Below are 23,264 nucleotides of genomic sequence, written 5' to 3' on the forward strand. Positions count from 1 at the left end.
GCGATCCGGCAAGATCATGCGTCGCCTACTGCGCGACGTGGCCGAGGGCCGCGAACTCGGCGACGTCTCCACCCTCGTCGACCCGAAGGTGTTCGAGGCGATCAAGAAGGGCCGCTAGCGCTCAGCGCAGGTGAGCGGAAACTCGACCCCTGCTACGAGTTTCCGCTCACGTGCGGCGCAGCCGCTCACACGCTGTCGAGCGACTGATCCCGTGTTTCTTTCATGATGATCAACGAGATCAGCGTCAACGCCGCGGCGATGGCGAGGTAGACGCCCACCCAGCCGACGCCGTAGCTGCTCACCAGCCAGGTGGCGATGAACGGGGCGACTGCGGCCCCGAGGATCGACGCGGTGTTGTACGAGATTCCCGAGCCCGTGTAGCGCACGTTGGTCGGAAACAGTTCGGGCAGAACGGCACTCATCGGTCCGAAGGTCAGACCCATCAGGCCGAGGCCGACGCACATGAACACCAACATCTTGCCTGCCGACGCGGACACCGGATCTGCGAACCAGTGGAACGACAGTCCGAACAGCACGATCGCCGTGGTGATGACGATGAGCGTGGGACGGCGGCCGTACTTGTCGGCGAGCAGTCCGGCGACCGGAATCAGAGCCGCGAAGAACAGCACGGCGATGAGCTGCAGTTCCAGGAAGTCGGTGTACGGAATGGCCAGCTTGGGCCCGTTGACGTCGGAGACCTTGCCCGTTCCGTAGCTGACCACCCACGTGGTCATGATGTAGAACAGCGTGTAGGTGGCGAGCATGACGAAAGTACCGATGATCAGCTGACGCCAGCTGGTCTTGAACACCTGAGCCAGCGGAGTCTTGACCTTCTGCCCACGCTCGACGGCCAGCTTGAACACCGGCGTTTCCTCCAGCTTGAGCCGGACGTACAGCCCGATGATGACCATGATCGCGCTGAGCAGGAACGGGATTCGCCAGCCCCACGTCAGGAACGCGTGGTCGGTGCCGGAGTTCGCAGAATCGTAGCCCGTCGCGATGACGATGAGCAGGAAGATGCCGTTGGCGAAGAAGAAGCCGATGGGCGCGCCCAGCTGCGGGTACATCGCGGCCCAGGCTCGCTTGCCCGGCTTCGCGGTTTCCGTCGCCAGCAATGCTGCACCGCTCCACTCACCACCGAGACCGACGCCCTGGGTGAAGCGCATGATCGCCAGCAGGGCCGGTGCCCACAGACCCACCGCGGCGTACGTCGGCAACAAGCCGATCGCGAACGTCGCGACGCCCATCGTGAGCAGGGAGCCGACGAGGGTCGCCTTGCGTCCGATGCGATCACCGAAGTGGCCGAACAGAATCGACCCGACGGGCCGCGCGATGAACGCCAGACCGAAGGTCGCGAACGACGCCAGCAGCGCCGTGGTGTCGTTGCCCGCGGGGAAGAACAGACGCGGAAAGACGAGTACAGCGGCGGTGGCATAGATGTAGAAGTCGAAGAATTCGATGGACGTGCCGACCATCGAGGCGATCACGATGCGTGACCGCGGCACCTGAGGTGCGGGAATTGCGCCGTCGGGCGCGACGGCGTGTGCTGAACTCACGGATGCTCCTGAAAGGGGGAAGTTCCCTGCAAATTACCTGATGAACACCTGAGAATTTCACGACCCGGGCGTGTCCGGTGCCCGATCGCGCAAGATCGGCGAGTTTGCGGGAGGCGGTACCGAGGTACGCGTCCAAACGAGGGCCGAGCGTCGCTCGCCCTTCGCGGAACAGTTAATCTGCTACCCAGGCACTACTGTCGATACGATCTTCCGCACAACACCGAGCAGAGCGATTACAAGGGGTCGAGAGTTGAGCGTCAGCAATGACAAGGGATACGGAAACGGCGTCCCGAACACGATTTCATCGATACCTCTGACCGATGTCGATGCCCGCACCCCTGGTAGCGCCAGCATCGGAAACCTCGTCAAGGAAGCCACCACCCAGGTCTCGACGCTCGTGCGCGCCGAAGTCGCCCTCGCCAAGGCCGAGGTCACCGGTGAGGTCAAGAAGGGTCTGCAGGGCAGCGTCTTCTTCATCATCGCCCTGACGGTTCTGCTGTTCAGCACCTTCTTCTTCTTCTTCTTCGCGGCCGAGCTGCTCGACGTGTGGCTCTACCGTTGGGCCGCATTCCTCATCGTGTTCGCGTTCATGGTGTTGGCTGCGGCGCTGTTCGGATTCCTCGGCTACCGCAGGGTCAAGAAACTGCGCAAGCCCGAGAAGACCATCGACTCGCTCAAGCAGGCGTCGACGGTGCTGCCGAACCAGCACGATTCCATCCCCGGGGTTCCCGGCTACAAGAAGTAGTAGCCCGGGCGAATCGAGCAGTATGAATCAGCCCGATCCGTCCACGGTCCGGTATCCGGGACAGTGGATCCATCGCGACATCCACGCCAACGGAATCCGGTTCCACGTCGTCGAGGTCGGCGAACATGCACCGGACGCACCGCTGGTGGTCCTGCTGCACGGCTTCGCCGACTTCTGGTATTCGTGGCGACACCAACTTGCCGCACTCGCTCGGTCCGGCGTCCGGGCAATCGCCGTCGACCTGCGCGGTTACGGTGACTCCGACAAGCCCCCACGCGGATACGACGGGTGGACACTGGCCGGCGACATCGTCGGACTGGTTCGCGCTCTGGGATACCCGCACGCCACCTTCGTCGGTCACGCCGACGGCGGTCTCGTCTGCTGGGCCAGTGCGGCGTTGCACCCCCGCTTGGTGAGCTCGATGGTGCTGATCAACGCACCGCACCCCATCTCGCTGCGGCGAGCGGTGTTGAAGGATTCGGCGCAACGCGCTGCGTTGCTACCGCATTTCGTTCGCTACCAGGTTCCGCTGCGCCCGGAGAGGCTGCTGACGCGCCGAGGCGGAGCTGCGGTGGGCGAGTTGATGAGCAGCCGCGCCGGGGCCGCGTGGAAGAACACCGAGGACTACGCCGACACCGCAGCCAAGATGAGCTCGGCCATCCGGATTCCGGGTGCTGCGCACTGCGCGCTCGAATATCAGCGCTGGGCATTCCGCAGCCAGTTCCGCGCCGAGGGACGCCGCTTCATGGCCGCCGTGGACGTACGTACCTCGATTCCCGTCGCGCAGATCAGCGGCGACCTCGACCCGTACGTGCTGCCCACCACCCTCGATCGCGATCGGCACTGGGCACCGGGACTGACGCGTCGAACAGTGCGTGACGTGGGGCATTACGTCCACCAGGAAGCACCCGACGTGGTGTCCGAGGAGATCCTGCGAGTCGTGCACGAAATCTGAACGCGCTCGATTACGCGCGGCGGTGGGTCACCGCATGGTGACGACGACCTTGCCGCTTCCCCGCTCGGCCACGGCGTGGGCGTCGGCGATCTGGGCGAACGGCAGAGTGTGGTCGACCCGGGGCAGATAGATTCCGCGTCGGCCCAGCTCGGAAGCGCGCTCCAACAACTGAGACTCGTTGCGAGCGTCGATCTTTCGCGCACCCAGATGTTCGGCACCCTCGGCGTCCAGGACGGTCACGACGCGGGCGGGGTCGCCCACCAACGTGATCAGGTCCTCCGGCAGAGATGACGGCGCCGTGTGCACAGCCGCGTCCACCCCGCCCGGCGCGAGGAGGGCGACCCGTTCGGCAAGCCCCGGACCATAGGTGGTCGGCCGTACGCCGAGGCCGATCAGATAGTCGTGATTGCGCGGGCTTCCGGTTCCGATCACCTCGGCCCCCGAATCCCTCGCGAGAACACTCAGGGCGGTGCCCACTGCTCCGGAAGCGCCGTCGATCAGTACGGTCTTCCCTTCCAGACTCCCGAAGACCTCGAGAGCCTCGATGACCGCGGATGCCGTGCTCGAAGCGAGCCCGGCGGCCGCAGCGTGCTCGATGCTCCAATCCGAGGGTGCACTGCTCCACGCGGTGAGTACTGCGTACTGCGCGGTGGTGTCACTGATCCCACCGACGCCGAACACGACGTCTCCGATCTGCGTACCCACAACCCCCGGTCCTACCTCGTCGACCACTCCGGCCGCGTCACGGCCGGGGATGGCGGGCAGATCGAGCGGCACCACATCACTCAACCGACCGGAGCGCAGCAGATAGTCGATGGGGTTGATGCTCGCGGCTCCGACCTCGATGCGAACGGTGTTCGCCTCCGCGTGAGGTTCCGGTGCGTCCTCGACCACGAGTACTTCGGGGCCACCGTAACGGTGGTATCGCGCTGCCTGCATCTGCTTCTCCGTACTACGCATCGGGTGCGAGATTACTTCCCGCGGAAAGCAATCTACCCGAGAATACTTTCCGCAGCAAGCAACGGTATCGTGTAACCCGTGTCCGATGCCCCGCACCTCTCGCCTCAGGAAGACCGAACCTGGTCTCTGCTCGTGGGAGTGATGATGTGGCTACCGGGCGCCCTCGATGCGTACCTCGGCCACGAGCACGGGCTCACACACGCGGAGTATCAGGTCCTGCGTTGGTTGTCGACGAGCGAGGAAAGCGACGTTCACATGACGCAGCTGGCCGCGGGCGCAGGCGTCACGCCCTCACACCTGTCGCGCATCGTGACCAGGATGGAAAAGAAGCTGTGGGTCACTCGACGAAGCGATTCCGAGGACGCACGACGAACATTGGCACGATTGACCGATGCCGGCTCGCAGGCGGTGGACCGCATCGAGCCCGGGTACGTGCAGCAAGTGCGCCGACGGGTGTTCGAGCACCTCGGCCCCGGCCGGATCGACCAGCTCGAGCAGCTGGCCGAGGCGATCCTGACCCCACTCAGACAAGATTGTGTACATCTGTTGCCCAGCCGGACTTCGCCAGGCCCTGACGACTAGACGACGCAGTCTCCGGTGCCGACCGGCACCGGGGCAGCGAAGCTCTGTGCAAGTTCGTCGGCGATCTCCGACGCGGTCAACACGAATCCGGTGTCGGGGTCGTCGACGGCAGCGCCGAACACGACTCCGAGTACTTCTCCGGACGAGTTGACCAGGGGTCCACCGGAATTGCCCTGCCGCACCGATCCGCGCACGGTGTAGACCTCACGCTGGATGGTTCCGGTGCGGTAGATGTCCGGCCCGCTGAGGTTGATGATCTCGCGGATTCGCGCCGGGCTCGCCGTGTACGGACCGCCGCCGGGGTAACCGAGCACGATGGCGTCGGTACCGGATTCGGCTGGCATCGGGGCGAAGGTCAGCACCGGTGCCTGCAGCTGTGGAACACGAAGCACGGCAACGTCTTCCTCGGGGTCGAACAGCACGACGTCTGCGTCGAGCGGTCCGTTGGGCGAATCGACGGTCACCTCGGAGGTGCCGGCGACGACGTGCGCGTTGGTCATCACCAGATCGGATCCGACGACGAAACCGGAGCCTTCGAGAGCCTTCTGGCAGCTCGGTGCGATGCCGTTGATCTTGATGACACTCGATTGCAGTTGCACCGGAACAGGTCCCGCTGCGATACCGGAATCGGGCGCGGCGACCTCGGCGACCGGGGTGCGACCGAACGGTCCGATGACGTCCGGCAATCCGGAGGTGTCGAGCAACGCCGAGAATTCCTCGGGTACCTGCCGCAGCCAGTCGGGTGCCACCTGATCGACCTGACCGAGCACCGACGACCCGCGCACCGCACTGGCCACCTCGGGCTGCGAGGACGACGTCAGTGGAATGGCGAGCAGCCACGCAGCGGCGAGCACCGCCACCGCCTGCAGCCCGGCTCCGACCGTACTGTCGACGGATCGTGCTGCGCGCGAATGTATTCCGCTGCGCAAGGCCCGCCCTAGGACCATTCCGGCGACTTCACCGACGATCACCAACACCACGATCAGTGCGATACCGACGAACACCCGCGTCCGCGAACCGTCGACGTGTTCGAGCACGTGCGGTGCCACCAGAATGCCGGCAACGGCACCGAGGACGACCCCCAGAAACGCCAGCGCCGACGCCACCGCCCCCTGCCGCCATCCCGACGACGCCGCCAGCAGTGCGATGGCGATCACCGCGATATCGACCCACCCTGAACCTGTCACCGATCGAGCCTCGCTCCTACCGCAGTCAAGCTGGCCTCCAGATCGCGTATGTCCCCCGTGTCCCACTCGGGCTCCCAGCCCGATACAGCCAGCAGACCCGCCAGGATACCGCCCGTGAATCCCCACACCAGCATTCCCTGCACAGCGAACGCTGGGCCCTGGTAGCCCGCAGGGTGGCGCACCTGGAATCGATTGTCCGGATCGAGCAACTCGCGCAACGGAACTCGCACCACTCGCTCGGTCTCGCCGGGATCGACGACGCGCACCGGGCTGGGCTGCTGCCAGTACGAGAGCACCGGAACCACATCGAAGCGCGACGGCGGAACGTAGATGCCGGGCATCGTCGCCAGTGGCACGACGCCTGCCGGATCGAGCCCGGTTTCCTCCTGCGCCTCGCGCAGTGCCGTGCCGACCGGGCCGTCGTCGCCCGGGTCGGTGGCTCCGCCAGGGAAGGCGATCTGCCCGCTGTGATCGCGCAACGTCGACGCACGCTGCGTCAGCAGGACGTCGGCGTCGGCGGGCAATCCACCGGGCGAGGTGGGATCTGCGGAGGCGGGGCCGCCGAACAGCACCAGCACAGCGGCGGACCGCGGTCGGTCGGACGGCGGTGCCTGACGCTGCAGCACGGGGTTGATGCCGGTGGTGTCGGTCAGGCCGCCGGCCCTGCCTGCCACGTCGAGCATGCGTCCGAGCCAGTCGGGTGCGCTCACGAGTCGACTCCGAGGTTCACGCGTACAGCGTCGGCGATCTCGTCGACGCTACGGAAAGGTTGTGGCAGCACCTTGGCGACAGTGCCATCCGCAGATATCAAAACGGAAACGGGCAGCACGTTGGGTGCTCCGACGGCGGCGGCGACGCGGCCGCCGCCGTCCTGAACGCCGGGCAGGGTGACGCCGTAATCGGTCAACCGAGTCAGGCCGTTGGCCTCGTTGGCGTCGTTGTGGACGGTCAGGACCTCGATCTTCTCGCCCGCCCGGTCGGCGTACTGCTGCAGATAGGGCAGCTCTTCGGCGCACGGGCCACACCAGTACGCCCAGATGTTGAGCAAAGCAGGGCGGCCCGCGAGCACCTGCCCGAGGTCGACGTACGAGCCGTCACCGATGCATTCGAGGGTGATGCCCGTCAACGGGCCCGCGGCGTTGCCCGACGCCGTGGGGCACGCGGCGAGACCGGCGTCCTGACGCAATGGTGCGAGGGCCTCGGGAGTGTCGACTGCACGACGCTCGTCCGTGCTCGGTGTTCGCTGCCCGAGGCCGGGCGAATCCATGGGCTGCGCGGTCGGCGCTTCGCTCCGGGGCCACAGCGCGTAGACCATCCCGACCACCAGGATCAGAGCGACCAGTGACCACCGCAGGGCAGATTTGTTCACGGCACGATTCCGGCGAGAGCGAGAAGGTGATCGGTTTCCGGGCCCTTCACCAACGCAGCTGCGGTTGCGGGGTCGGTCGGACCGGTCCCGAACGAAGGGCAGTCCTTGGCGAGGACGCACACCCCACAGGCGGGTGTACGGGCATGGCAAACGCGTCGACCGTGAAAGATGACTCGATGCGAGAGCAGCGTCCACTCCTTACGCTCGATGAGTGCGCCGACGGCGTGCTCGACCTTGACCGGGTCCTGTTCCTCGGTCCACTGCCAGCGCCGTACGAGCCGTCCGAAATGGGTGTCGACGGTGATTCCCGGAACATCGAAGGCATTACCGAGAACCACGTTGGCCGTCTTGCGGCCGATCCCGGGGAGTGTGACGAGGTCCTTCAGCGTCGCGGGCACCTCGCCGTCGAAGTTCTCCAGCAACTTCTGCCCGAGACCGATCAGCGAGTTGGCCTTGTTCCGATAGAAGCCCGTGGTGCGGATGAACTCCTCGAGTTCGGTCCGGTCGGCCTCGGCGTAATCACGGGCTGTGCGGTATCTCACGAACAGCGCTGGGGTGACCATGTTGACGCGCTTGTCGGTGCACTGCGCGGACAGGATGGTCGCGACGGCCAGTTCCAGCGGCGTGGTGAAGTCGAGTTCGCAGTACACATGCGGGAAGGCAGTGTTCAACGTCCGGTTCATTCGCCGAGCTCGACGCACCAGCCCGAGGTGCGTCTCCTCGCGTTTGCGCACGTCGGGGCGTTTCGGAGCTGTCGAATCCACTCCACAACTGTACGGACAAGAATGCGTAACGTTCCTCGCGGCAGCAGCGGACCGTGTTTGTATCGAGATCTTTTCGGTGTTAACTGGCCGGTATGCAAGGACTCGCCGTGGTGCTCTTTCCGGTACTACTCATGCTCTTCGCACTCGCGATGGAACGCGTCGAGTTTCGTCTGAGCAAGCTCGGCGTCCGGGAGCAAGAAGTACAGGAATTCCTCGATCAGGCGAGCAAGTCCGAGGTCGCCACTCTGGCGAACGAGGGCTTCCCGCACGCATTGGCCCGGTTCAACACCCGCAAACGCCGCCAGACCCCGCCGCGGACCATCGACACGCGCGACGGCCTGGCCGACCAACGAGCCAGTTGAGCGCGCGTTTCGTCCCATTGGTCGTAATTTGGATGAATTTCGGGTGAACGGGAACACACGCCCGAGTCCTCTGGCAACCTGTGGTGGCGTCGATCACTCGGTTTTCACCGACTCGAAGTAGACTCCCCTGAGGTAATTGTTGTGTTTGATCATCGGATCGGCGTCGACGCCTGAACTGCACCGCAGTTCGGTGCATGGCACGAACTGAGTACAAACGCTTTCGGTGGTGCGGGTTTCCGCGACACCGACATCCCAAAAGGAGCGCAAGTGGACGACGTCCTGGCACGGGCCGGCATCTTCCAAGGAGTCGAACCCTCTGCGGTTGCGGCACTGACGAAGCAGCTGCAGCCTGTCGATTTCCCCCGTGGGCACGTGGTGTTCAACGAGGGTGAGCCCGGAGACCGGCTCTACATCATCGTTTCGGGCAAGATCAAGCTCGGGCGACGCTCCCCCGACGGCCGCGAGAACCTGCTGACGATCATGGGACCGTCGGACATGTTCGGTGAGCTGTCGATCTTCGACCCCGGCCCCCGTACGTCCTCGGCCACCACGGTCACCGAGGTCCGCGCGGTCAGCATGGACCGTGCTGCGCTCAAGGACTGGATCGATCAGCGCCCCGAGATCGCCGAGCAGCTGCTGCGCGTACTGGCTCGCCGGTTGCGTCGCACCAACAACAACCTGGCCGACCTCATCTTCACCGACGTTCCCGGACGTGTCGCGAAGGCGCTGCTCCAGCTGGCCCAGCGCTTCGGCACCCAGGAAGCGGGATCGCTGCGCGTGACCCACGACCTGACGCAGGAAGAGATCGCTCAGCTCGTCGGTGCCTCTCGCGAGACCGTCAACAAGGCACTGGCCGACTTCGCGCACCGCGGCTGGCTGCGTCTCGAAGGCAAGTCCGTGCTGATCTCGGACTCCGAGCGGCTGGCACGCAGAGCTCGCTAGGCCGAGTTCCGTCGAGACAGCTGCTCGCTAGCTCTCGCGGAGGTAGGCCAGCTGCGTCTTGACCGACATCCGCGCAGCCGGCCACAACTTCTTGTCCACGTCGGAATAGACGTGCCGTACCACCTGCATCGGTTTCGCGTTCTCGCCGATCTCGGCGAGCGCCGAGCGAACCTGATCCAGCCGCTGCCGACGGTGGGCGCGATACGCTCGCGCCACCTCGGCGGTGTCCGGCAACTCCGGCCCGTGCCCGGGAAGTACCGTCTTCCCCGCACCGGCCGCCTCGAGCCGGTCCAACGACTGCAGATAGTCCGCGAGCGAACCGTCCTTCGGGTCCAGCACCGTCGTGCCGCGACCCAAGACGGTATCTCCCGTCAGGATCGCGTCGTCCAACACGAAACTCACCGAATCCGCGGTGTGACCTGGCGTGTGCAGAACCTCGATACGCAGCCCGGCTGCCTCGATGACCTCGCCGTGGGCCAGCGTTGCGCCGCCCCCGTGCAGGAACTTCTCCCCTACCGCACGCACCGGCGCCGCCGTCTTGCGGTGGAACCGCTTCAGTCCGCCGGTGTGATCCGCATGTCGATGAGTGACGAGCGTCAGCACCACCGTGCCCGACGCGGCGACGGCGTCGAGATGAGCTTTGTCCTTCGGCCCGGGATCGACGACGATGCATTCGTCCGACCCCGGTGCCTGCAGAATCCAGGTGTTCGTCCCGTCGAGCGTCATCTTGCCCGGGTTGTCGGCGAGCAGAACCGACGCGGTGGGCGTCACCTGCCGGAGAAGTCCGTACGCGGGATGCTGGGGGTTCGAGTCGGCCATGAAAGTACTGTAGGTCGCCTGCTCCACGCGGTGTCCGGGAGGACTACCGTCGATATTCATGAAGGTCGGACTCGTCGGAGCTGGGCCCTGGGCCCGTAAGACTCAAGCCCCCTCGCTACTCGCCCATCCCGCCATCGACTTCGCCGGAGCATGGGCACGCAGACCCGAAGCGGCAGCCGAGCTGGGGGCACCGGTCTTCGAATCGTTCGACGACCTGCTGGGTGCCGTCGATGCGGTGGCGTTCGCGGTACCACCGGCCGTGCAAGCCGGGTACGCACTCCGCGCGGTGCAGGCAGGCAAACATGTGTTGCTGGACAAGCCGATTGCCGCAACAGTGGCCGAGGCCGAGGAACTGGCCGCGGCAGTGACGGCCGCAGGCGTCCGCTCGATGGTGACGCTGACGCTCCGGTTCGCCCCGGAGACAAGGCAATTCCTCGACGCGGTCGCCGGGCGACCGTGGGCAGCGGGTTCGGGTACCTGGTTCTCCGGTGCCGTCCTCGGCGGGGCGTACGCGAACTCGCAGTGGCGACACGACGACGGGGCGATCCTCGACATCGGCCCACACGTGTTCGATCTGCTCGACGCCGCACTGGGAACCATTGCGCGCGTTGCCTACTCGCACCGTGAGGTGGCGTCGGACAGTTGGACCGTGGTGCTCGAGCACGAGGGCGGTGCAACGAGCACCGTGCAACTGTCGCTGCGGACGCCGATCATGCCGTCCCTGATGCGGATCGAGCTCAGCGGCACCGACGGAGTCGAGACCCTCACCGACCGCTCGACCTCGTCGACCGACTGCTTCGCCGTCCTGCTGGACGAATTCCTCGAGTCGGTCGACAAGGGTGTCGATCACGAATGCTCGGTACACCGAGGCCTACACCTGCAGAAAGTGATCAGTGCGGCTGCGCCCCAGTGACATGTGCGGCTGCGCCCCAGTGACATGTGCGGCTGCGCCCCAGTGGCGTGGTTGAGTGCCCCAGAGGGCACCTAGCCACACCACTGCGCGTCAGCGCAGTTCGACGATGAGCTCCACTTCCACCGAAGCACCGAGTGGCAGTTCGGCGACACCCACGGCCGAGCGCGCATGCTTGCCCGCATCGCCGAAGATCTCACCGATGACGTTCGACGCCCCGTTGATCACCCCGGGCTGGCCGGTGAATCCCGGAGCGGAGGCGACGAAGCCGACCGCCTTGATCACTCGGGCCACCGAATCGATGCCGACGAGCGCGTGCACGGCGGCGAGCGCATTCAGGGCGCAGAGGCGCGCCGCTGCGGTGGCGTCCTCAGCGGTGACGTCGCCGCCGACCTTGCCCACCGACGTCAGGTTTCCGTCCACGATCGGCAACTGGCCGGAGGTGTGGACGAGCGAGCCCACCTGCACCGCCGGGACGTACGCCGCCAGCGGCGGGACGACGTCGGGCAGCTCGATGCCCAGCTCGGACAGTCGTTCGCTCCAATTCGCCACGCGCGCTCAGACCTTCGGGCGCTTGAAGTACGCGACCAACGTGTCTCCGCCGTTGGGTCCCGCCATGATCGTGACGAGCTCCCAGCCCTCGGAGCCGTAGTTGTCGAGAATCTGCTTGGTGGCGTGAATCAGGACCGGCGCGGTGAAGTACTCCCAGATGATCTTTTCGCTCATGACTGTTGAGCCTATCGCCCGCGCGGGGCCGGAACTACAGTCGTCGCATGGATCGGCTGGATATCAAGGACGCCATCTACCACTTCGCGCGTGACCGCGGTGATTCTCGAGACCAGTTCTCCTTGACGGCGTTCGACTCGGTCGATCGCCCCGCGCCCTCGTTCGACGAGGTCGTCGCGCACATGGAGGCCCGCGCGCCGCTCGTTCCCGGCCTGGGACTGCGGCTTCGGGAGGCACCGCTGAACCTCGACTATCCGCGATGGGTGCCCGATACGTCCCCGCTGTCCGAGCGGATGTCGGATCACGACCTCGGCGGTGCGCCCTGGGCCGACTTCGAGAACTTGATGGGCGACCTGCTCCGCACTCGTCTCGATCTCCGAGAGCACTCCTGGCACCTGCACGTGGTCCGTGGAATCGGTTCTGCTCCGCTGATGCAGGGTGCGGTGACGGTGGTGATACTGCAGGTCGGGCACGCCCTGACCGATGGGCTGGGCGTATCGAGGATGGTTCGAGCACTGTTCGAGCCAGTGTCCGCGACAGGTGCGGCTCTATCACCGGAGACCGAGCCCAAGCGAGAGAACGCCGTCGTCAGCACTCTCGGTGCGGTGGTCCGGGCACCGGTGGATCTCGTTCGATCGCGGTGGGAGGCCCGCCGCGCGATTCGCGCCTACCGGGCAACGCCGCCCGGCCCGCCGTCGGTGCCCGCCACGTCGCTGAACCGGGCCGTGGGGCCGTATCGAGTCGTCCGCATAGTGCCGATACAGATGACGGAAGTCCGCGTGGGTGCCGCGTCGGTGACGGTGTCCGCTCTCTGCGCCGTCGGCTCGTGTCTCGATCGGTATCTCGGCGACGGTCGCAGGACATTGTCCGAGACCGGAGGCACCGTTGCGGCGTTCGTCCCGATGGCCCTGCCTCGCGACGTGGAGTGGCCTGCAGCGAATCGTGCGGTGGTCGGAACGGTCGACCTCCACGTCGGCGAACCCGATCTCGCAAAGCGGGCCGAGCTGATCACTCGGTCGCTCGCGGCCGAACGAGCCAGGGTGACGGCTGCACCGTTGCTCCGCGTCGCGCGCGCGGACGAGCGAGTGCCTGCACCGATCGTCCGGTTCGTACAGGGACGCCGATTCCGACAACACGACCGCTCTCCGTCGCACGTCGGTGCCCAGACGATCGTCGTCAGTGTCGACCGTGGCCGCGCGGACCTCGAGCTGTGTGGTGCCGTCGCGCGTTTCTCGGCAGGATTCGGTGCTCTCGAAGACGGCCGGTGTCTCAATCATGGTTTCTTCGGGTTCGCCGACGTGGTGACGATCGCGATGGTCGCCTGTCCCGACGCAGTACCGAATCTCGACGCGTACACCCAGGGATTGGTCGACCGACTCCGCCGACACTCCGAGCAGAGTTAGACACTTCGGTCGGACGCCCGGGGACGACCTCTATATGGTCGGGGTGTGGGCATAGCGAACGAAGAGGGATGGCCGGCGAAGGCAGATGCCGCGCGGCTGCATTTCGTATCCGGTAAGGGCGGGACCGGCAAGACGACGGTCGCTGCCGCCTTGGCACTGGCGCTCGCAGCCGGTGGTCGACGGGTGTTGCTGGTGGAGGTCGAGGGCAGGCAGGGCATCGCGCAGCTGTTCGACGTGCCGCAGCTTCCGCCCAAGGAGACACGCGTCGCCTCGGCGGACGGCGGCGGCGAGGTCTACGCACTGGCCATCGACATCGAGACCGCGTTCCTCGAATACCTCGAGATGTTCTACAACCTCGGCTTCGCCGGCCGCGCGATGCGCAAGATCGGTGCCATCGAGTTCGCGACGACCATCGCACCGGGTCTGCGCGACGTGCTGCTGACCGGCAAGGTCAAGGAATGTGTGGTGCGAACCGACAAGAAGGGCAACCGGGCCTACGACGAGATCGTCGTCGACTCGCCGCCGACCGGACGCATCGGAAACTTCCTCGACGTCACCAAGGCCATGGCCGACCTGGCCAAGGGCGGACCGGTTCGTTCGCAGAGCGAGGGCGTGGTGCGGTTGCTGCACTCGGCCGACACCGTCGTGCACCTGGTGACACTGCTCGAGGCACTGCCGGTGCAGGAGACGGCCGACGCGGTGCGTGAGCTCGAGGCGGCAGATCTTCGACTCGGCGCGGTCATCGTCAATCGCACCGAACCGACGTACCTGCCCGCCGAGTCCCTCGAGGCCATCGCCGAGGGCGAGATCGATGCCGTCGCCATTCAGGACGGTCTCGCCAAGACAGGAATCACGTTGTCCGAGGCGGACTTCGCGGGGTTGCTCACCGAATCGATCGAGCACGCGGCAACGCTCTCGGCTCAGGTGGAGAGCGCAACCACGCTCGACGAACTCGACGTCGCGCGGATGTCGCTGCCGATGTTGGCCGATGGTGTCGATCTCGGCGGCTTGTACGAGCTCGCCGCCAAGCTTGCAGAACAGGGTGTCCGATGACTCGACCAGTAGCAACCGAACTCGATGTCGACCGCATCCTGACCGATCCCACGTCGCGGATCGTCGTCGTCTGCGGGGCCGGCGGAGTCGGCAAGACCACCACCGCGGCCGCGATGGCGCTGCGCGCTGCCGAGCAGGGCAGGCGGGTGGTGGTGCTGACGATCGATCCGGCCCGCCGCCTGGCTCAGGCTCTCGGTCTCGGCGATCTCGACAACAGCCCGCAGCCGGTGAAGTTGGGTGCCGGTGCCAAGGGTGAACTGCACGCGATGATGCTGAACATGCGACGCACGTTCGACGAGATGGTCATCGAGCACTCGACGCCGGAGAAGGCCGAGCAGGTGCTGGCCAATCCGTTCTATCAGACTGTGGCGTCGTCGTTTTCGGGCACGCAGGAGTACATGGCGATGGAGAAGTTGGGGCAGTTGTCCCTGGACTCGTCGTGGGATCTGATCGTGGTGGACACTCCGCCGTCGCGCAATGCACTGGACTTCCTCGATGCACCGCAGCGACTCGGCTCGTTCCTCGACGGCCGGTTCATCCGGCTGCTCACCGCTCCCGGCCGCGGCATCACCCGCGTGGTCACCAGCGCGATGAGTTTGGCCATGCGCGGCGTCTCCACCGTGATCGGTAGCCAAATGCTGTCCGACGCATCAGCTTTCGTGCAATCACTGGATTCCATGTTCGGCGGGTTCCGCGAGCGGGCGACGCGTACCTACCAGCTGCTTCGCGAGGACGGCACCAGCTTCCTCGTCGTCGCTGCCGCAGAACCCGACGCGCTGCGCGAGGCGGCCTTCTTCGTGGAGCGCTTGTCTGCGGAGAAGATGCCCCTGGCCGGGTTGGTGGTGAACCGAACGCACCCGACGCTGTCGTCGGTGCAGGCGGATCACGCCGCGACGGCGGCCGATCTACTCGATCGGATCGACGACCCGGGTGCGGATCTGACCGCCGCTGTCCTCCGGATCCACGCTCAGCGCGCCGTCACGGCAGCGCGTGAGGTGCGGTTGCTTCGCCGGTTCACCGGTGCGCACCCCCGCGTGCCCATCGTCGGTGTTCCGTCATTGCCGTTCGAGGTCTCCGACCTCGCCGCGCTGCGTGCAGTGGCCGATCAGCTGACTCGTAAAGGCTGATTCGGCTCTGCCCGGCAGGCGACTAGATGGCTGCTTGCTGCTGACGCTGGGTCTCGAAGAACTCGGACCAGGAGTCGACCTCGGGGTGCTGCTTGAGCAGCGCCCTGCGCTGGCGTTCCGTCATGCCGCCCCAAACACCGAACTCGACTCGATTGTCGAGGGCATCCGCACCGCACTGCATGAGTACCGGGCAGTGCCGGCAGATGGTTGCGGCCTTGCGCTGCGCTGCACCCCGGACGAAGAGCTGGTCCGGGTCAGTGCCCTTGCAACGGGCGTGCGACACCCAGGCGATGCGTGCCTCTGCTTCTTCTACGTCGAGTCGCGTCGGCGCGGTTGTCGTGTGCATGCGGATACCCCTTTGCGTTGCGGACGTCCTCGCTGGACGTCCCGGAGGCTCGAAGCGGTTTGTACCTCGTCAGGCGAAGCACAAATTCTAGGAGCTGCCCCACATTCATTATCAAGTGTTATGCGAATCACACCGTGCTCATAATTTAGGTAAAGCGAGCCCCGATTGCAAGACGGCGGGGTCACATTTCTGGTACGGCCGTCCCGAGCAGGGGCGCAGCACACGGCGCATGCAGGCCTCTGCCGGTCCGAGCCACACCCACGTACGCTGTGCTCTGTGTCAGTTGGAAAAACCGTGGCGAAGCTCGCCGGATGTTCAGCACTCGCCGGTGCATTGCTCGCCGGCGTGATGTTCCCCTTGGCCGGTGGGTTCGGGTACGCCTCCAACCGCGCCGCCGATACCGTCGACAACGTCTCGGCCGAGTTGGTGGAGGGCGCAGTGCCTGCCGTCTCGACGATGACGGACGTCAACGGCAATCCCATCGCCTGGCTGTACGAGCAGCGTCGATTCGAAGTGCCGAGCGACCAGATCTCCAACGAGATGAAGCTCGCCATCGTCTCGATCGAGGACCGCCGCTTCGCCGAACACCAGGGCGTGGACTGGCAGGGCACGCTCCGAGCGTTCCTGACCAACACCACCAGCGGTCAGGTGGAGCAGGGCGCATCCACCATCGATCAGCAGTACGTGAAGAACTACCAGCTGCTCGTGGTGGCCAAGACCGACGCCGAGCGCCGAGCGGCCATCGAGACGACGCCCGCTCGCAAGATCCGCGAGATTCGCATGGCGTTGACGCTCGACAAGGAACTGACCAAGGACGAGATCCTCACCCGGTACCTCAACCTCGTTCCGTTCGGCAACGCGTCCTTCGGCATCCAGGACGCCGCCCAGACCTACTTCGGTATCGATGCGAGCCAGCTCAGCGCCGTCCAGGCCGCGATGCTCGCAGGCATGGTGCAGTCCAGCTCCGCACTCAACCCGTACACCAACGAGGAGGGCGTGCTCGAGCGCCGGAACACCGTGCTCGACACGATGATCCAGAACCTCCCCGAACGCGCCGACGAGCTCGCCGCGCTCAAGTCCGAGCCGCTCGGTGTGCTGCCCGTTCCCCAGACCCTGCCTCGCGGATGCATCGCGGCAGGCGACCGCGGATTCTTCTGCGACTACGCACTGCAGTACCTGGCCGAGGCGGGAATCAGCCAGGAACAGATCGACAAGGGCGGGTACCTCATCCGCACGACGCTCGACCCCGCGGTACAGAACTCCACCAAGGCCGCTCTGGTGGAGAACACCAGTCCGAACCTCGACGGCGTCGCCACCGTCATGAACGTCGTCGCGCCGGGCCAGGACCAGCACCGAGTTCTCGCCATGGGCAGCAGCCGCACCTACGGCCTCAATGCCGACGACGACGAGACGGTGCAGCCACAGCCGCACTCGCTGGTCGGCAACGGTGCGGGCTCGATCTTCAAGATCTTCACCACCGCCGCGGCGATGGAGCGCGGACTGGGAACCAGCGCGACGCTGCAGGTGCCCAGGCGCGTCGAGGTCAAGGGCGTCGGCGACGGCGGTGCACGGAACTGCCCGGCAGCGACCTACTGCGTCGAGAACGCGGGCAACTACCCGGCGTCGCTGTCCATCACCGACGCGTTGGCGCAGTCCCCCAACACCGCCTTCGTCAAGCTGATCGAGTCGGTCGGCGTCACCCCGACCGTCGACATGGCCGTTCGCCTGGGCCTGCGGTCGTACAACGACCCCGGCTCGTCGGGCACCGACCAGTCCATGGCCGATTTCCAGAAGGATCAGAATCTCGGCTCGTTCACCCTCGGACCGACCTGGGTGAACCCGCTGGAGCTGTCCAACGTGGCTGCCACCTTGGCCTCGGGTGGCATGTGGTGCCCGCCCACCCCCATCGACTCGATCTTCGACCGCGACGGTAAGCCCGTTCCGGTTGCTCACCAGGCGTGTGAGCAGGTCGTCGAGCCCGGACTGGCGAACACCCTCGCCAATGCCATGAGCAAGGACGATCAGCCGGGCGGCACCTCCGCCGCAGCGGCCGGCTCCGCCGGCTGGACCCTGCCGATGGCAGGCAAGACCGGCACCACCGAGTCGAACAGGTCGTCCGGCTTCCTCGGGTTCACCAACAACTACGCCGCCGCCGTGTACACGTACGGCGACTCACCGACGCCGAGCGAGATCTGCTCGTTCCCGCTGCGGCCATGCAGCTCGGGCAACCTGTACGGCGGTAACGAGCCGGCTCGAACGTGGTTCGACGCCATGACACCGATCGCCACCAACTTCGGACCCGTCGCGTTGCCACCCGTCGACCAGAAGTACGTCCGCGGCTCGGCCAACGGCCAGGTACCCGACGTGACCGGCCAGAGCCAGTCGTCGGCGACATCGACTCTGCAGGGCGCAGGCTTCCAGGTGACGGTGGCCACCACGGCCGACCAGGCGGCTCGCGGCACCGTGGTGTCGACGTCCCCGTCAGGTTCGGCGGTCCCCGGATCGAACATCACGATCTACGTCAGTGACGGTTCGGTTCGACCTGCTCCGGCTCCGGCACCCGCGCTGCCGAACATCCAGATCCCGGACCTACCGCCGGGCATCCAGATTCCGGCGATCCCTGGGATCACGGCACCTCGCTGAGCGGCTCCGCCGCATGTGAGTGGAACCTCGTAGTCCACTACGAGGTTCCACTCACATCGATTGTCACAGGCGGTCTTTGACAGCCTTCGACAGTCGCGATCCGTCGGCCTTGCCTGCGGCGAGTCCCGACGCGATCTTCATGACCTGACCCATCTGCTTCATCGCCGGTCGCTCCCCGAGGTCTTCGGCGACCTGCGCGATCGCGGTGTCGACGATGTTCGCCAATTCCTCGTCGGTCAAGGGCGTGGGCAGGTACTCGTCGATGATCTGCGCTTCGGCGCGCTCGTTCGCAGCGAGTTCGCCGCGGCCGTTCTGCGTGTAGATCTCGGCCGATTCGCCGCGCTTCTTCGCTTCCTTGGCAAGCACTTTGAGAACGTCGTCGTCGGTCAGATCGTGGGCCTCCTTGCCGGAGACCTCCTCGGTCTGGATGGCGGCGAGAATCATGCGCAGCGTTGCCAGGCGGAGCTTGTCCTTCGCCTTCATCGCTGCGGTGAGGTCGGTTCGGAGGCGGGCCTTGAGTTCGGACATGGCGGAAACGCTACGCGGCGCAGTCCTCGGCTCGCACGTCCATATCCGGTTGCTGCCGTATCGTGGATGAGGTGTCCGCACAATTCAGTCCCTCGTTTCTCAGCACGTCGACGCAACTGCGCAGTGCCTCCACACAACTGCGCAGCGCCTCCTCGCAACTGCGCTCCGCTGCAGAGCAGGCGCGCGACGCCGTCAGAGCAGCACCGTTGAAGAGTTCCGTGATCGGAACGGCGGGCGCGGCGGCGTTGGGTCTCGGATACGCCACACTCATCGAACGCAATGCGTTCACGCTGCGTGAGACGTCGATGGCGGTGCTCGAGCCGGGTTCGGCGACGCTGCGCGTACTCCACATCAGCGACCTGCACATGATGCCCGGACAGCGGATGAAGCAGAACTGGTTGCGTGAACTGGACCGCCTCGAACCCGATCTGGTCGTCAACACCGGAGACAATCTCTCGCACCAGCGCGCCGTGCCCAGCGTCGTGCAGGCGTTGGGGCCGCTGCTGGCTCGGCCTGGCCTGTTCGTGTTCGGTAGCAACGACTACTTCGCGCCCAAGCCGAAGAACCCGTTCAAGTACTTCGACAAGAACCACAAGCGCACCACCGGCGACTCGTTGCCGTGGCGCGACCTGCGGGCCGCGTTCTCCGAGCGGGGCTGGCTCGACGTGACGCATGTGCGTCGCGAGCTCGAGGTGGCCGGGGTACGGATCGCGTCGGCGGGCGTCGACGACCCACATCTGAAGCGCGACCGCTACGACACCATCGCGGGCCAGCCCAATCCGCTCGCAGACCTGCGCCTGGGCATCACGCACTCCCCGGAGCCGCGAGTGCTGGACAAGTTCGCTCAGGACGGTTACGACCTCGTCCTCGCCGGGCACACCCACGGCGGCCAGCTGTGCCTTCCGTTCTACGGCGCGCTGGTGACGAACTGTGAGATCGATCGTTCGCGGGTCAAGGGCCCGTCCAAGTGGGGCGCGCACACCCAGCTGCACGTCTCGGCAGGCATCGGAACGTCGCCGTACGCGCCTGCGCGGTTCTGCTGCCGCCCCGAGGCCACCCTGATCACGCTGACTCCGGCCCCGAGAACGGGTCCGAAAAACGTCTCCGACGAGGGCGTTTCGCGTTCCGAGGCAGTCGTGAGTTAGACTTCTCCAGCGGTACACGGGGTGTGGCGCAGCTTGGTAGCGCGCTTCGTTCGGGACGAAGAGGTCGTGGGTTCGAATCCCGCCACCCCGACAGTTGGACCACGAAGAGGGACCCATTCGATTCGATCGAATGGGTCCTTTTTTTCACGCGGTGGACGGCTACTGTGAGTCGACTCTGTCGACCCCGAGCGAACGGATCTCACGACCCATGCCGACCCCCACCCGCGTACACGTCAAGCACCGGTTCGTCTCTCCCCCCGAGGTCGTCTTCGCGGCGTTGTCGGAGCACGAGAACCTCGGCCCGCTCTTCATGGCGAAGATCGGCCGCGTTCGGGACGGTGACACCTCCCGCAACGGCGTCGGGTCGACGCGCAGCCTGAAGCTGGGTCCGCTTCCTGCGTTCGAGGAAACCACGATCACCTCCGAGCCCCATTCGCTGATCGAGTACCGCATCACCAAGGGCGGCCCGCTACGCGGCCACTGGGGCGTGCAGAAGTTCACCCCCACCGCCGACGGCGGCACCGAGCTCGACTACACGATCGGATTCGATGCACCCGTCCCCGGCCTCGCCGCGATCGTCGGTAAGGCACTGACGTCGAGCATCTCGAAGAATCTGTCGACCCTGGCTCCGTAACGACGCCACTCGGCGGCAAGTCATACCCGAGTAGGACACCGGACATACTCGGGACCGACGATTCTCGCCGCCGAATGCGGGACCGTCGAGGCATGCACATCGTCAGAACTCACAGCCTCGGCAAGCGCTACGACACCCATACCGTCGTCGACGACGTGAACCTTCGCATTCCTGAGGGCTGCGTCTACGGCTTTCTCGGTCCGAACGGATCGGGCAAATCGACGACCATGAAAATGTTGCTGTCCCTGATCCGACCGACCTCCGGCGAGGTGGAGATCCTCGGGAAGCCGATGAATCACGAGACCCGCCGCGGAGTGCTCTCGCACATCGGTTCACTCATCGAAGCTCCACCCGGATACGGCCATCTCACGGGTGCGGAAAACCTTCGCATCGTGCAACGCTCGCTCGGATTGCACGCCGAACAGATCGACCGGGCGGTGGCCACCGTCCGGCTGCAGGAGCACCTCGACAAGAAGGTGAAGAACTACTCACTGGGGATGAAACAGCGCCTGGGCATCGCGATGGCGCTCGCGCGCGAACCACGACTTCTGATCCTGGACGAGCCCACCAACGGCTTGGACCCGGCGGGCATCGAAGAGATCCGCGGCCTGCTCCGCCATCTCGCCGAACACGGCGTGACAGTGATGGTCTCGAGCCATCTGCTCGGCGAGATCGACAAGACGGCGAACATGCTGGGGATCCTGAGCCAGGGGCGCTTGATCTTCCAAGGCACCCGCGACGAGCTGTTCACCGCCTCCACTCCGGATGTACTCATCGACGTCATCGATCCAACCTGCGCGCGTTCGGTTCTGCAACAGCGTATTTCGGTCGAGGTCGAGGATCACACGCTGAGGCTGTCCGGCATCGACGATCGAGGTGCCGCACAGGTGGTGGCAGAACTCGTCGGCGCGAACGCAGGCGTCTACGGCGTTCGGCGCGACGATCAGTCGCTCGAAGACGTATTCATGAATCTGACGAAGGGTGGCCGATTGTGACGACCGTACGCAACGAGTTCGCCAAACTCAGGCACCTGCACATCGGCGCGATCGCCACATTGTTGGTCGCCGCAATCGTCGGGTTGACCTTCGTCGGGGCTCTCACCGCAACAGCGTCGAAGGATTCGACCACGGTCTCCTGGGCACTGCCACTGGCCGGGCTGTCCCTTGCCGTCCCCATCGCATCCCCGCTGCTGATCACCGTGATGGCAAGCCGCACAATGGAAGTCGAGCATCAATCCAACGGCTGGCTGCTGAACCGGACCACTGGAGCCGGCCGCGGAGCCCTCGTGCGCGCGAAGCTCGTCTCGACGGGCCTCGTCGTTGCCGGCGCGACGGTGGCGGCCAGTGCTGGAGGTGTATTTCTGGGAACCGCCATCGGAGTGACCCAACCCTTGCCTGCCGCCCTGTGGTTGGGCTATACGGCGGCGGCGGTGACGATCAACCTCGTGATACTCGCTGTGCACCTGCTGATCTCAGCGCGAGTGGACAACCAACTGGTCGCGCTGGGAATCGGCATCGTGGGTACCGTCATCGCGATCTGCGCCTCCGGATTTCCCTCCTGGGCAGCACACTTGACGCCGTGGGGCTACTACTCCTTGGCGTCTGCCGCCGACTACCGAGGCGAACAGGTGGTGACGCTGAACCCGTCCTACGCCAGCATCGCAGCCCTCGCAGTTGTCGGGGCAGTGTCGTTCTGGCTCACGACCGTTCGACTCGATCGACAGGAGGTACGAGCATGAATGCGTTCTCGGCCGAAATGATCAAGCTCAGGCGCTCGCAGGCATGGGCGGTCGTCGTTCTCCTTCCGCTGATCATCGCGGGGGTCGGAACCTTCAACACGATCGCGTCGGGCGCAGAATTGGCAGAGGGATGGCGCACATTGTGGTTGCGCACAGTCGTGTTCTGGGGCTTGTTCCCACTCGCACTCGGAGTTGCGGTACTGGCATCACTGGTTTGGAAATCCGAACACCGAGGCGGGAATTGGAATGCCCTGATGAGTGGGCCGGTTCCGTCGGCGCGCATCGTGATCGCCAAGACCGCGGTGGTGGCAACACTGACCGCGGCCATGAACATCGTCATGCTGGCAGCCGTCGTTGTTCTCGGCAAGGTGGTCTTCTCGCTCGACGGAACGCTCCCCTCCGAGCTCCTCGCGACCGGTGCGCTGATAGTGGTGGGGTCACTACCGGTCGCGGCACTGCACACCGCTCTGTCGATGGCTGTCAGGTCGTTCGCGGTGCCGATTGCCATCGCTCTCGTCGGGGCCGGTATGTCGGTGTTCCTCCTCACCGCCGAGGTGACCGGGGCGATCTTCGTGCTGCCCTATGCCCTGGCCACTCGCGCAACCCAGTTGACCTCCGGAACTTTCGGTGACTCGGGTTCGCTGACCACCGGAGCCGCACTGTCGGTCCTGACGGCCATGGCGCTGCTCACTGTCTCGGTTGTCGCATCGGCCGGCAGGGCGCTCGACCGCAAGGACATTCACGTCCAGTGACAGCCCGAGGCCCCGATC

Annotated in this window: 26 protein-coding genes and 1 tRNA gene; 16 read left to right on the top strand and 11 right to left on the bottom strand. The window is 65.6% G+C overall.

The genetic code is table 11. The annotated features are described in order from the left end of the window. Nucleotides 1-185 precede the first annotated feature (185 nt). Entirely contained in the window at nucleotides 186-1,556 is a 1,371-nt protein-coding gene (locus CH283_RS10040; protein WP_176460209.1) for an MFS transporter, read from the bottom strand. Between the two features lie 250 nt (nucleotides 1,557-1,806). On the opposite strand from CH283_RS10040, the gene CH283_RS10045 reads away from it, so the two are divergent. Together CH283_RS10045 and CH283_RS10050 are read left to right on the top strand one after the other, a co-directional pair. Continuing rightward, nucleotides 1,807-2,301, top strand: coding sequence for a phage holin family protein (locus CH283_RS10045; RefSeq protein ID WP_094638692.1), 495 nt, complete (start codon nucleotides 1,807-1,809; stop codon nucleotides 2,299-2,301). 22 nt (nucleotides 2,302-2,323) lie between these two features. Continuing rightward, nucleotides 2,324-3,256: an alpha/beta fold hydrolase gene (locus CH283_RS10050; protein WP_094638693.1), complete on the top strand. Its 933-nt coding sequence runs from the start codon at nucleotides 2,324-2,326 to the stop codon at nucleotides 3,254-3,256. Nucleotides 3,257-3,283: 27 nt separating this feature from the next. On the opposite strand, the gene CH283_RS10055 is transcribed toward CH283_RS10050, so the two are convergent. Beyond that, complete coding sequence (locus tag CH283_RS10055; protein ID WP_094638694.1) at nucleotides 3,284-4,195, bottom strand: NADP-dependent oxidoreductase; 912 nt, start codon at nucleotides 4,193-4,195, stop codon at nucleotides 3,284-3,286. Nucleotides 4,196-4,294: 99 nt separating this feature from the next. Between CH283_RS10055 and CH283_RS10060 the strand changes: the two genes are divergently transcribed. After that, nucleotides 4,295-4,798, top strand: a complete 504-nt coding sequence (locus tag CH283_RS10060; RefSeq protein WP_217901101.1) for a MarR family winged helix-turn-helix transcriptional regulator — start codon at nucleotides 4,295-4,297, stop codon at nucleotides 4,796-4,798. Here the strand turns inward: CH283_RS10060 and marP are convergent. From marP to nth, 4 genes are read right to left on the bottom strand one after another with little or no spacing between them, the layout of a single operon-like run. Further along, complete coding sequence (marP, locus tag CH283_RS10065) at nucleotides 4,795-5,985, bottom strand: acid resistance serine protease MarP (RefSeq protein WP_068054104.1); 1,191 nt, start codon at nucleotides 5,983-5,985, stop codon at nucleotides 4,795-4,797. The genes CH283_RS10060 and marP overlap by 4 nt on opposite strands. Beyond that, a complete protein-coding gene (locus CH283_RS10070) occupies nucleotides 5,982-6,668 on the bottom strand; it encodes an NUDIX hydrolase (protein WP_068054125.1) in 687 nt (228 codons plus the stop codon). Before CH283_RS10070 ends, marP begins: the two co-directional genes overlap by 4 nt. 23 nt (nucleotides 6,669-6,691) lie before the next feature. Then, the gene (locus CH283_RS10075; RefSeq protein ID WP_094638950.1) at nucleotides 6,692-7,300 is read right to left on the bottom strand and encodes a TlpA family protein disulfide reductase; all 609 of its coding nucleotides are present in this window, start codon (nucleotides 7,298-7,300) and stop codon (nucleotides 6,692-6,694) included. Nucleotides 7,301-7,350: 50 nt separating this feature from the next. Next, complete coding sequence (gene nth / locus CH283_RS10080; protein ID WP_231893979.1) at nucleotides 7,351-8,037, bottom strand: endonuclease III; 687 nt, start codon at nucleotides 8,035-8,037, stop codon at nucleotides 7,351-7,353. A gap of 173 nt (nucleotides 8,038-8,210) precedes the next feature. Here nth and CH283_RS10085 point away from each other — a divergent pair, with 173 nt between their 5' ends. Both CH283_RS10085 and CH283_RS10090 read left to right on the top strand, forming a co-directional pair. Then, nucleotides 8,211-8,480 (top strand): hypothetical protein, encoded by a 270-nt coding sequence (locus CH283_RS10085; RefSeq protein ID WP_068054099.1) that lies wholly within the window; start codon nucleotides 8,211-8,213, stop codon nucleotides 8,478-8,480. Between the two features lie 267 nt (nucleotides 8,481-8,747). Next, the gene (locus CH283_RS10090) at nucleotides 8,748-9,422 is read left to right on the top strand and encodes a Crp/Fnr family transcriptional regulator (protein WP_027494494.1); all 675 of its coding nucleotides are present in this window, start codon (nucleotides 8,748-8,750) and stop codon (nucleotides 9,420-9,422) included. Nucleotides 9,423-9,449: 27 nt separating this feature from the next. On the opposite strand, the gene CH283_RS10095 is transcribed toward CH283_RS10090, so the two are convergent. Beyond that, nucleotides 9,450-10,241 (bottom strand): MBL fold metallo-hydrolase, encoded by a 792-nt coding sequence (locus CH283_RS10095; protein ID WP_094638951.1) that lies wholly within the window; start codon nucleotides 10,239-10,241, stop codon nucleotides 9,450-9,452. 58 nt (nucleotides 10,242-10,299) lie between these two features. On the opposite strand from CH283_RS10095, the gene CH283_RS10100 reads away from it, so the two are divergent. Further along, on the top strand, nucleotides 10,300-11,154 hold the full coding sequence (locus tag CH283_RS10100) for a Gfo/Idh/MocA family protein (RefSeq protein ID WP_176460210.1): 855 nt from the start codon (nucleotides 10,300-10,302) through the stop codon (nucleotides 11,152-11,154). 90 nt (nucleotides 11,155-11,244) lie between these two features. Here the strand turns inward: CH283_RS10100 and CH283_RS10105 are convergent, their stop codons facing one another. After that, nucleotides 11,245-11,703 (bottom strand): RidA family protein, encoded by a 459-nt coding sequence (locus CH283_RS10105; RefSeq protein WP_068054093.1) that lies wholly within the window; start codon nucleotides 11,701-11,703, stop codon nucleotides 11,245-11,247. Between the two features lie 6 nt (nucleotides 11,704-11,709). Next, nucleotides 11,710-11,877 (bottom strand): DUF4177 domain-containing protein, encoded by a 168-nt coding sequence (locus CH283_RS10110; protein ID WP_094638696.1) that lies wholly within the window; start codon nucleotides 11,875-11,877, stop codon nucleotides 11,710-11,712. 47 nt (nucleotides 11,878-11,924) lie between these two features. On the opposite strand from CH283_RS10110, the gene CH283_RS10115 reads away from it, so the two are divergent. The 3 genes from CH283_RS10115 to CH283_RS10125 are packed head-to-tail and all read left to right on the top strand — an operon-like array spanning nucleotide 11,925 to nucleotide 15,460. Then, nucleotides 11,925-13,280, top strand: a complete 1,356-nt coding sequence (locus CH283_RS10115) for a wax ester/triacylglycerol synthase domain-containing protein (RefSeq protein ID WP_094638697.1) — start codon at nucleotides 11,925-11,927, stop codon at nucleotides 13,278-13,280. A gap of 45 nt (nucleotides 13,281-13,325) precedes the next feature. Continuing rightward, the gene (locus tag CH283_RS10120; protein WP_068054088.1) at nucleotides 13,326-14,333 is read left to right on the top strand and encodes an ArsA family ATPase; all 1,008 of its coding nucleotides are present in this window, start codon (nucleotides 13,326-13,328) and stop codon (nucleotides 14,331-14,333) included. Next, nucleotides 14,330-15,460, top strand: a complete 1,131-nt coding sequence (locus tag CH283_RS10125; protein ID WP_094638698.1) for an ArsA family ATPase — start codon at nucleotides 14,330-14,332, stop codon at nucleotides 15,458-15,460. The genes CH283_RS10120 and CH283_RS10125 overlap by 4 nt, the downstream gene beginning before the upstream one ends. A 22-nt stretch (nucleotides 15,461-15,482) precedes the next feature. Here the strand turns inward: CH283_RS10125 and CH283_RS10130 are convergent, their stop codons facing one another. Next, nucleotides 15,483-15,806 carry a WhiB family transcriptional regulator gene (locus CH283_RS10130; protein WP_008712729.1) on the bottom strand — a complete coding sequence of 108 codons (324 nt, stop codon included), beginning with the start codon at nucleotides 15,804-15,806 and terminating at the stop codon, nucleotides 15,483-15,485. A 294-nt stretch (nucleotides 15,807-16,100) separates the two neighbouring features. Here CH283_RS10130 and CH283_RS10135 point away from each other — a divergent pair, with 294 nt between their 5' ends. Then, a complete protein-coding gene (locus CH283_RS10135; RefSeq protein WP_094638699.1) occupies nucleotides 16,101-18,449 on the top strand; it encodes a penicillin-binding protein in 2,349 nt (782 codons plus the stop codon). Between the two features lie 63 nt (nucleotides 18,450-18,512). Here the strand turns inward: CH283_RS10135 and CH283_RS10140 are convergent, their stop codons facing one another. After that, nucleotides 18,513-18,977 carry a GatB/YqeY domain-containing protein gene (locus CH283_RS10140; RefSeq protein WP_032395267.1) on the bottom strand — a complete coding sequence of 155 codons (465 nt, stop codon included), beginning with the start codon at nucleotides 18,975-18,977 and terminating at the stop codon, nucleotides 18,513-18,515. A 206-nt stretch (nucleotides 18,978-19,183) separates the two neighbouring features. Between CH283_RS10140 and CH283_RS10145 the strand changes: the two genes are divergently transcribed. The 6 genes from CH283_RS10145 (at nucleotide 19,184) to CH283_RS10170 (ending at nucleotide 23,246) form a co-directional block, all read left to right on the top strand. Next, the gene (locus tag CH283_RS10145; protein ID WP_231893981.1) at nucleotides 19,184-20,122 is read left to right on the top strand and encodes a metallophosphoesterase; all 939 of its coding nucleotides are present in this window, start codon (nucleotides 19,184-19,186) and stop codon (nucleotides 20,120-20,122) included. A gap of 17 nt (nucleotides 20,123-20,139) precedes the next feature. Continuing rightward, nucleotides 20,140-20,213 (top strand) — tRNA-Pro (locus CH283_RS10150). Between the two features lie 117 nt (nucleotides 20,214-20,330). Then, nucleotides 20,331-20,756, top strand: a complete 426-nt coding sequence (locus CH283_RS10155; RefSeq protein ID WP_068054078.1) for an SRPBCC family protein — start codon at nucleotides 20,331-20,333, stop codon at nucleotides 20,754-20,756. A 92-nt stretch (nucleotides 20,757-20,848) separates the two neighbouring features. After that, nucleotides 20,849-21,751 (top strand): ABC transporter ATP-binding protein, encoded by a 903-nt coding sequence (locus CH283_RS10160; RefSeq protein ID WP_094638700.1) that lies wholly within the window; start codon nucleotides 20,849-20,851, stop codon nucleotides 21,749-21,751. After that, on the top strand, nucleotides 21,748-22,494 hold the full coding sequence (locus tag CH283_RS10165; RefSeq protein WP_094638701.1) for an ABC transporter permease: 747 nt from the start codon (nucleotides 21,748-21,750) through the stop codon (nucleotides 22,492-22,494). The genes CH283_RS10160 and CH283_RS10165 overlap by 4 nt, the downstream gene beginning before the upstream one ends. Next, a complete protein-coding gene (locus CH283_RS10170; RefSeq protein ID WP_094638702.1) occupies nucleotides 22,491-23,246 on the top strand; it encodes an ABC transporter permease in 756 nt (251 codons plus the stop codon). Before CH283_RS10165 ends, CH283_RS10170 begins: the two co-directional genes overlap by 4 nt. Nucleotides 23,247-23,264 lie beyond the last annotated feature (18 nt).

Source organism: Rhodococcus sp. 05-2254-2, assembly GCF_002259095.1.
In the GTDB taxonomy this organism is placed as follows: domain Bacteria; phylum Actinomycetota; class Actinomycetes; order Mycobacteriales; family Mycobacteriaceae; genus Rhodococcoides.

Excerpts from the sequence above, each read along its gene's own strand:
- CH283_RS10050 (WP_094638693.1), top strand. The coding sequence starts at position 2,324 with ATGAATCAGCCCGATCCGTCCACGGTCCGGTATCCGGGACAGTGGATC.
- CH283_RS10055 (WP_094638694.1), bottom strand. The coding sequence starts at position 4,195 with ATGCAGGCAGCGCGATACCACCGTTACGGTGGCCCCGAAGTACTCGTG.
- CH283_RS10070 (WP_068054125.1), bottom strand. The coding sequence starts at position 6,668 with ATGCTCGACGTGGCAGGCAGGGCCGGCGGCCTGACCGACACCACCGGC.
- CH283_RS10075 (WP_094638950.1), bottom strand. The coding sequence starts at position 7,300 with ATGGTCTACGCGCTGTGGCCCCGGAGCGAAGCGCCGACCGCGCAGCCC.
- nth (WP_231893979.1), bottom strand. The coding sequence starts at position 8,037 with ATGAACCGGACGTTGAACACTGCCTTCCCGCATGTGTACTGCGAACTC.
- CH283_RS10085 (WP_068054099.1), top strand. The coding sequence starts at position 8,211 with ATGCAAGGACTCGCCGTGGTGCTCTTTCCGGTACTACTCATGCTCTTC.
- CH283_RS10095 (WP_094638951.1), bottom strand. The coding sequence starts at position 10,241 with ATGGCCGACTCGAACCCCCAGCATCCCGCGTACGGACTTCTCCGGCAG.
- CH283_RS10100 (WP_176460210.1), top strand. The coding sequence starts at position 10,300 with ATGAAGGTCGGACTCGTCGGAGCTGGGCCCTGGGCCCGTAAGACTCAA.
- CH283_RS10110 (WP_094638696.1), bottom strand. The coding sequence starts at position 11,877 with ATGAGCGAAAAGATCATCTGGGAGTACTTCACCGCGCCGGTCCTGATT.
- CH283_RS10115 (WP_094638697.1), top strand. The coding sequence starts at position 11,925 with ATGGATCGGCTGGATATCAAGGACGCCATCTACCACTTCGCGCGTGAC.
- CH283_RS10125 (WP_094638698.1), top strand. The coding sequence starts at position 14,330 with ATGACTCGACCAGTAGCAACCGAACTCGATGTCGACCGCATCCTGACC.
- CH283_RS10130 (WP_008712729.1), bottom strand. The coding sequence starts at position 15,806 with ATGCACACGACAACCGCGCCGACGCGACTCGACGTAGAAGAAGCAGAG.
- CH283_RS10140 (WP_032395267.1), bottom strand. The coding sequence starts at position 18,977 with ATGTCCGAACTCAAGGCCCGCCTCCGAACCGACCTCACCGCAGCGATG.
- CH283_RS10155 (WP_068054078.1), top strand. The coding sequence starts at position 20,331 with ATGCCGACCCCCACCCGCGTACACGTCAAGCACCGGTTCGTCTCTCCC.
- CH283_RS10160 (WP_094638700.1), top strand. The coding sequence starts at position 20,849 with ATGCACATCGTCAGAACTCACAGCCTCGGCAAGCGCTACGACACCCAT.
- CH283_RS10170 (WP_094638702.1), top strand. The coding sequence starts at position 22,491 with ATGAATGCGTTCTCGGCCGAAATGATCAAGCTCAGGCGCTCGCAGGCA.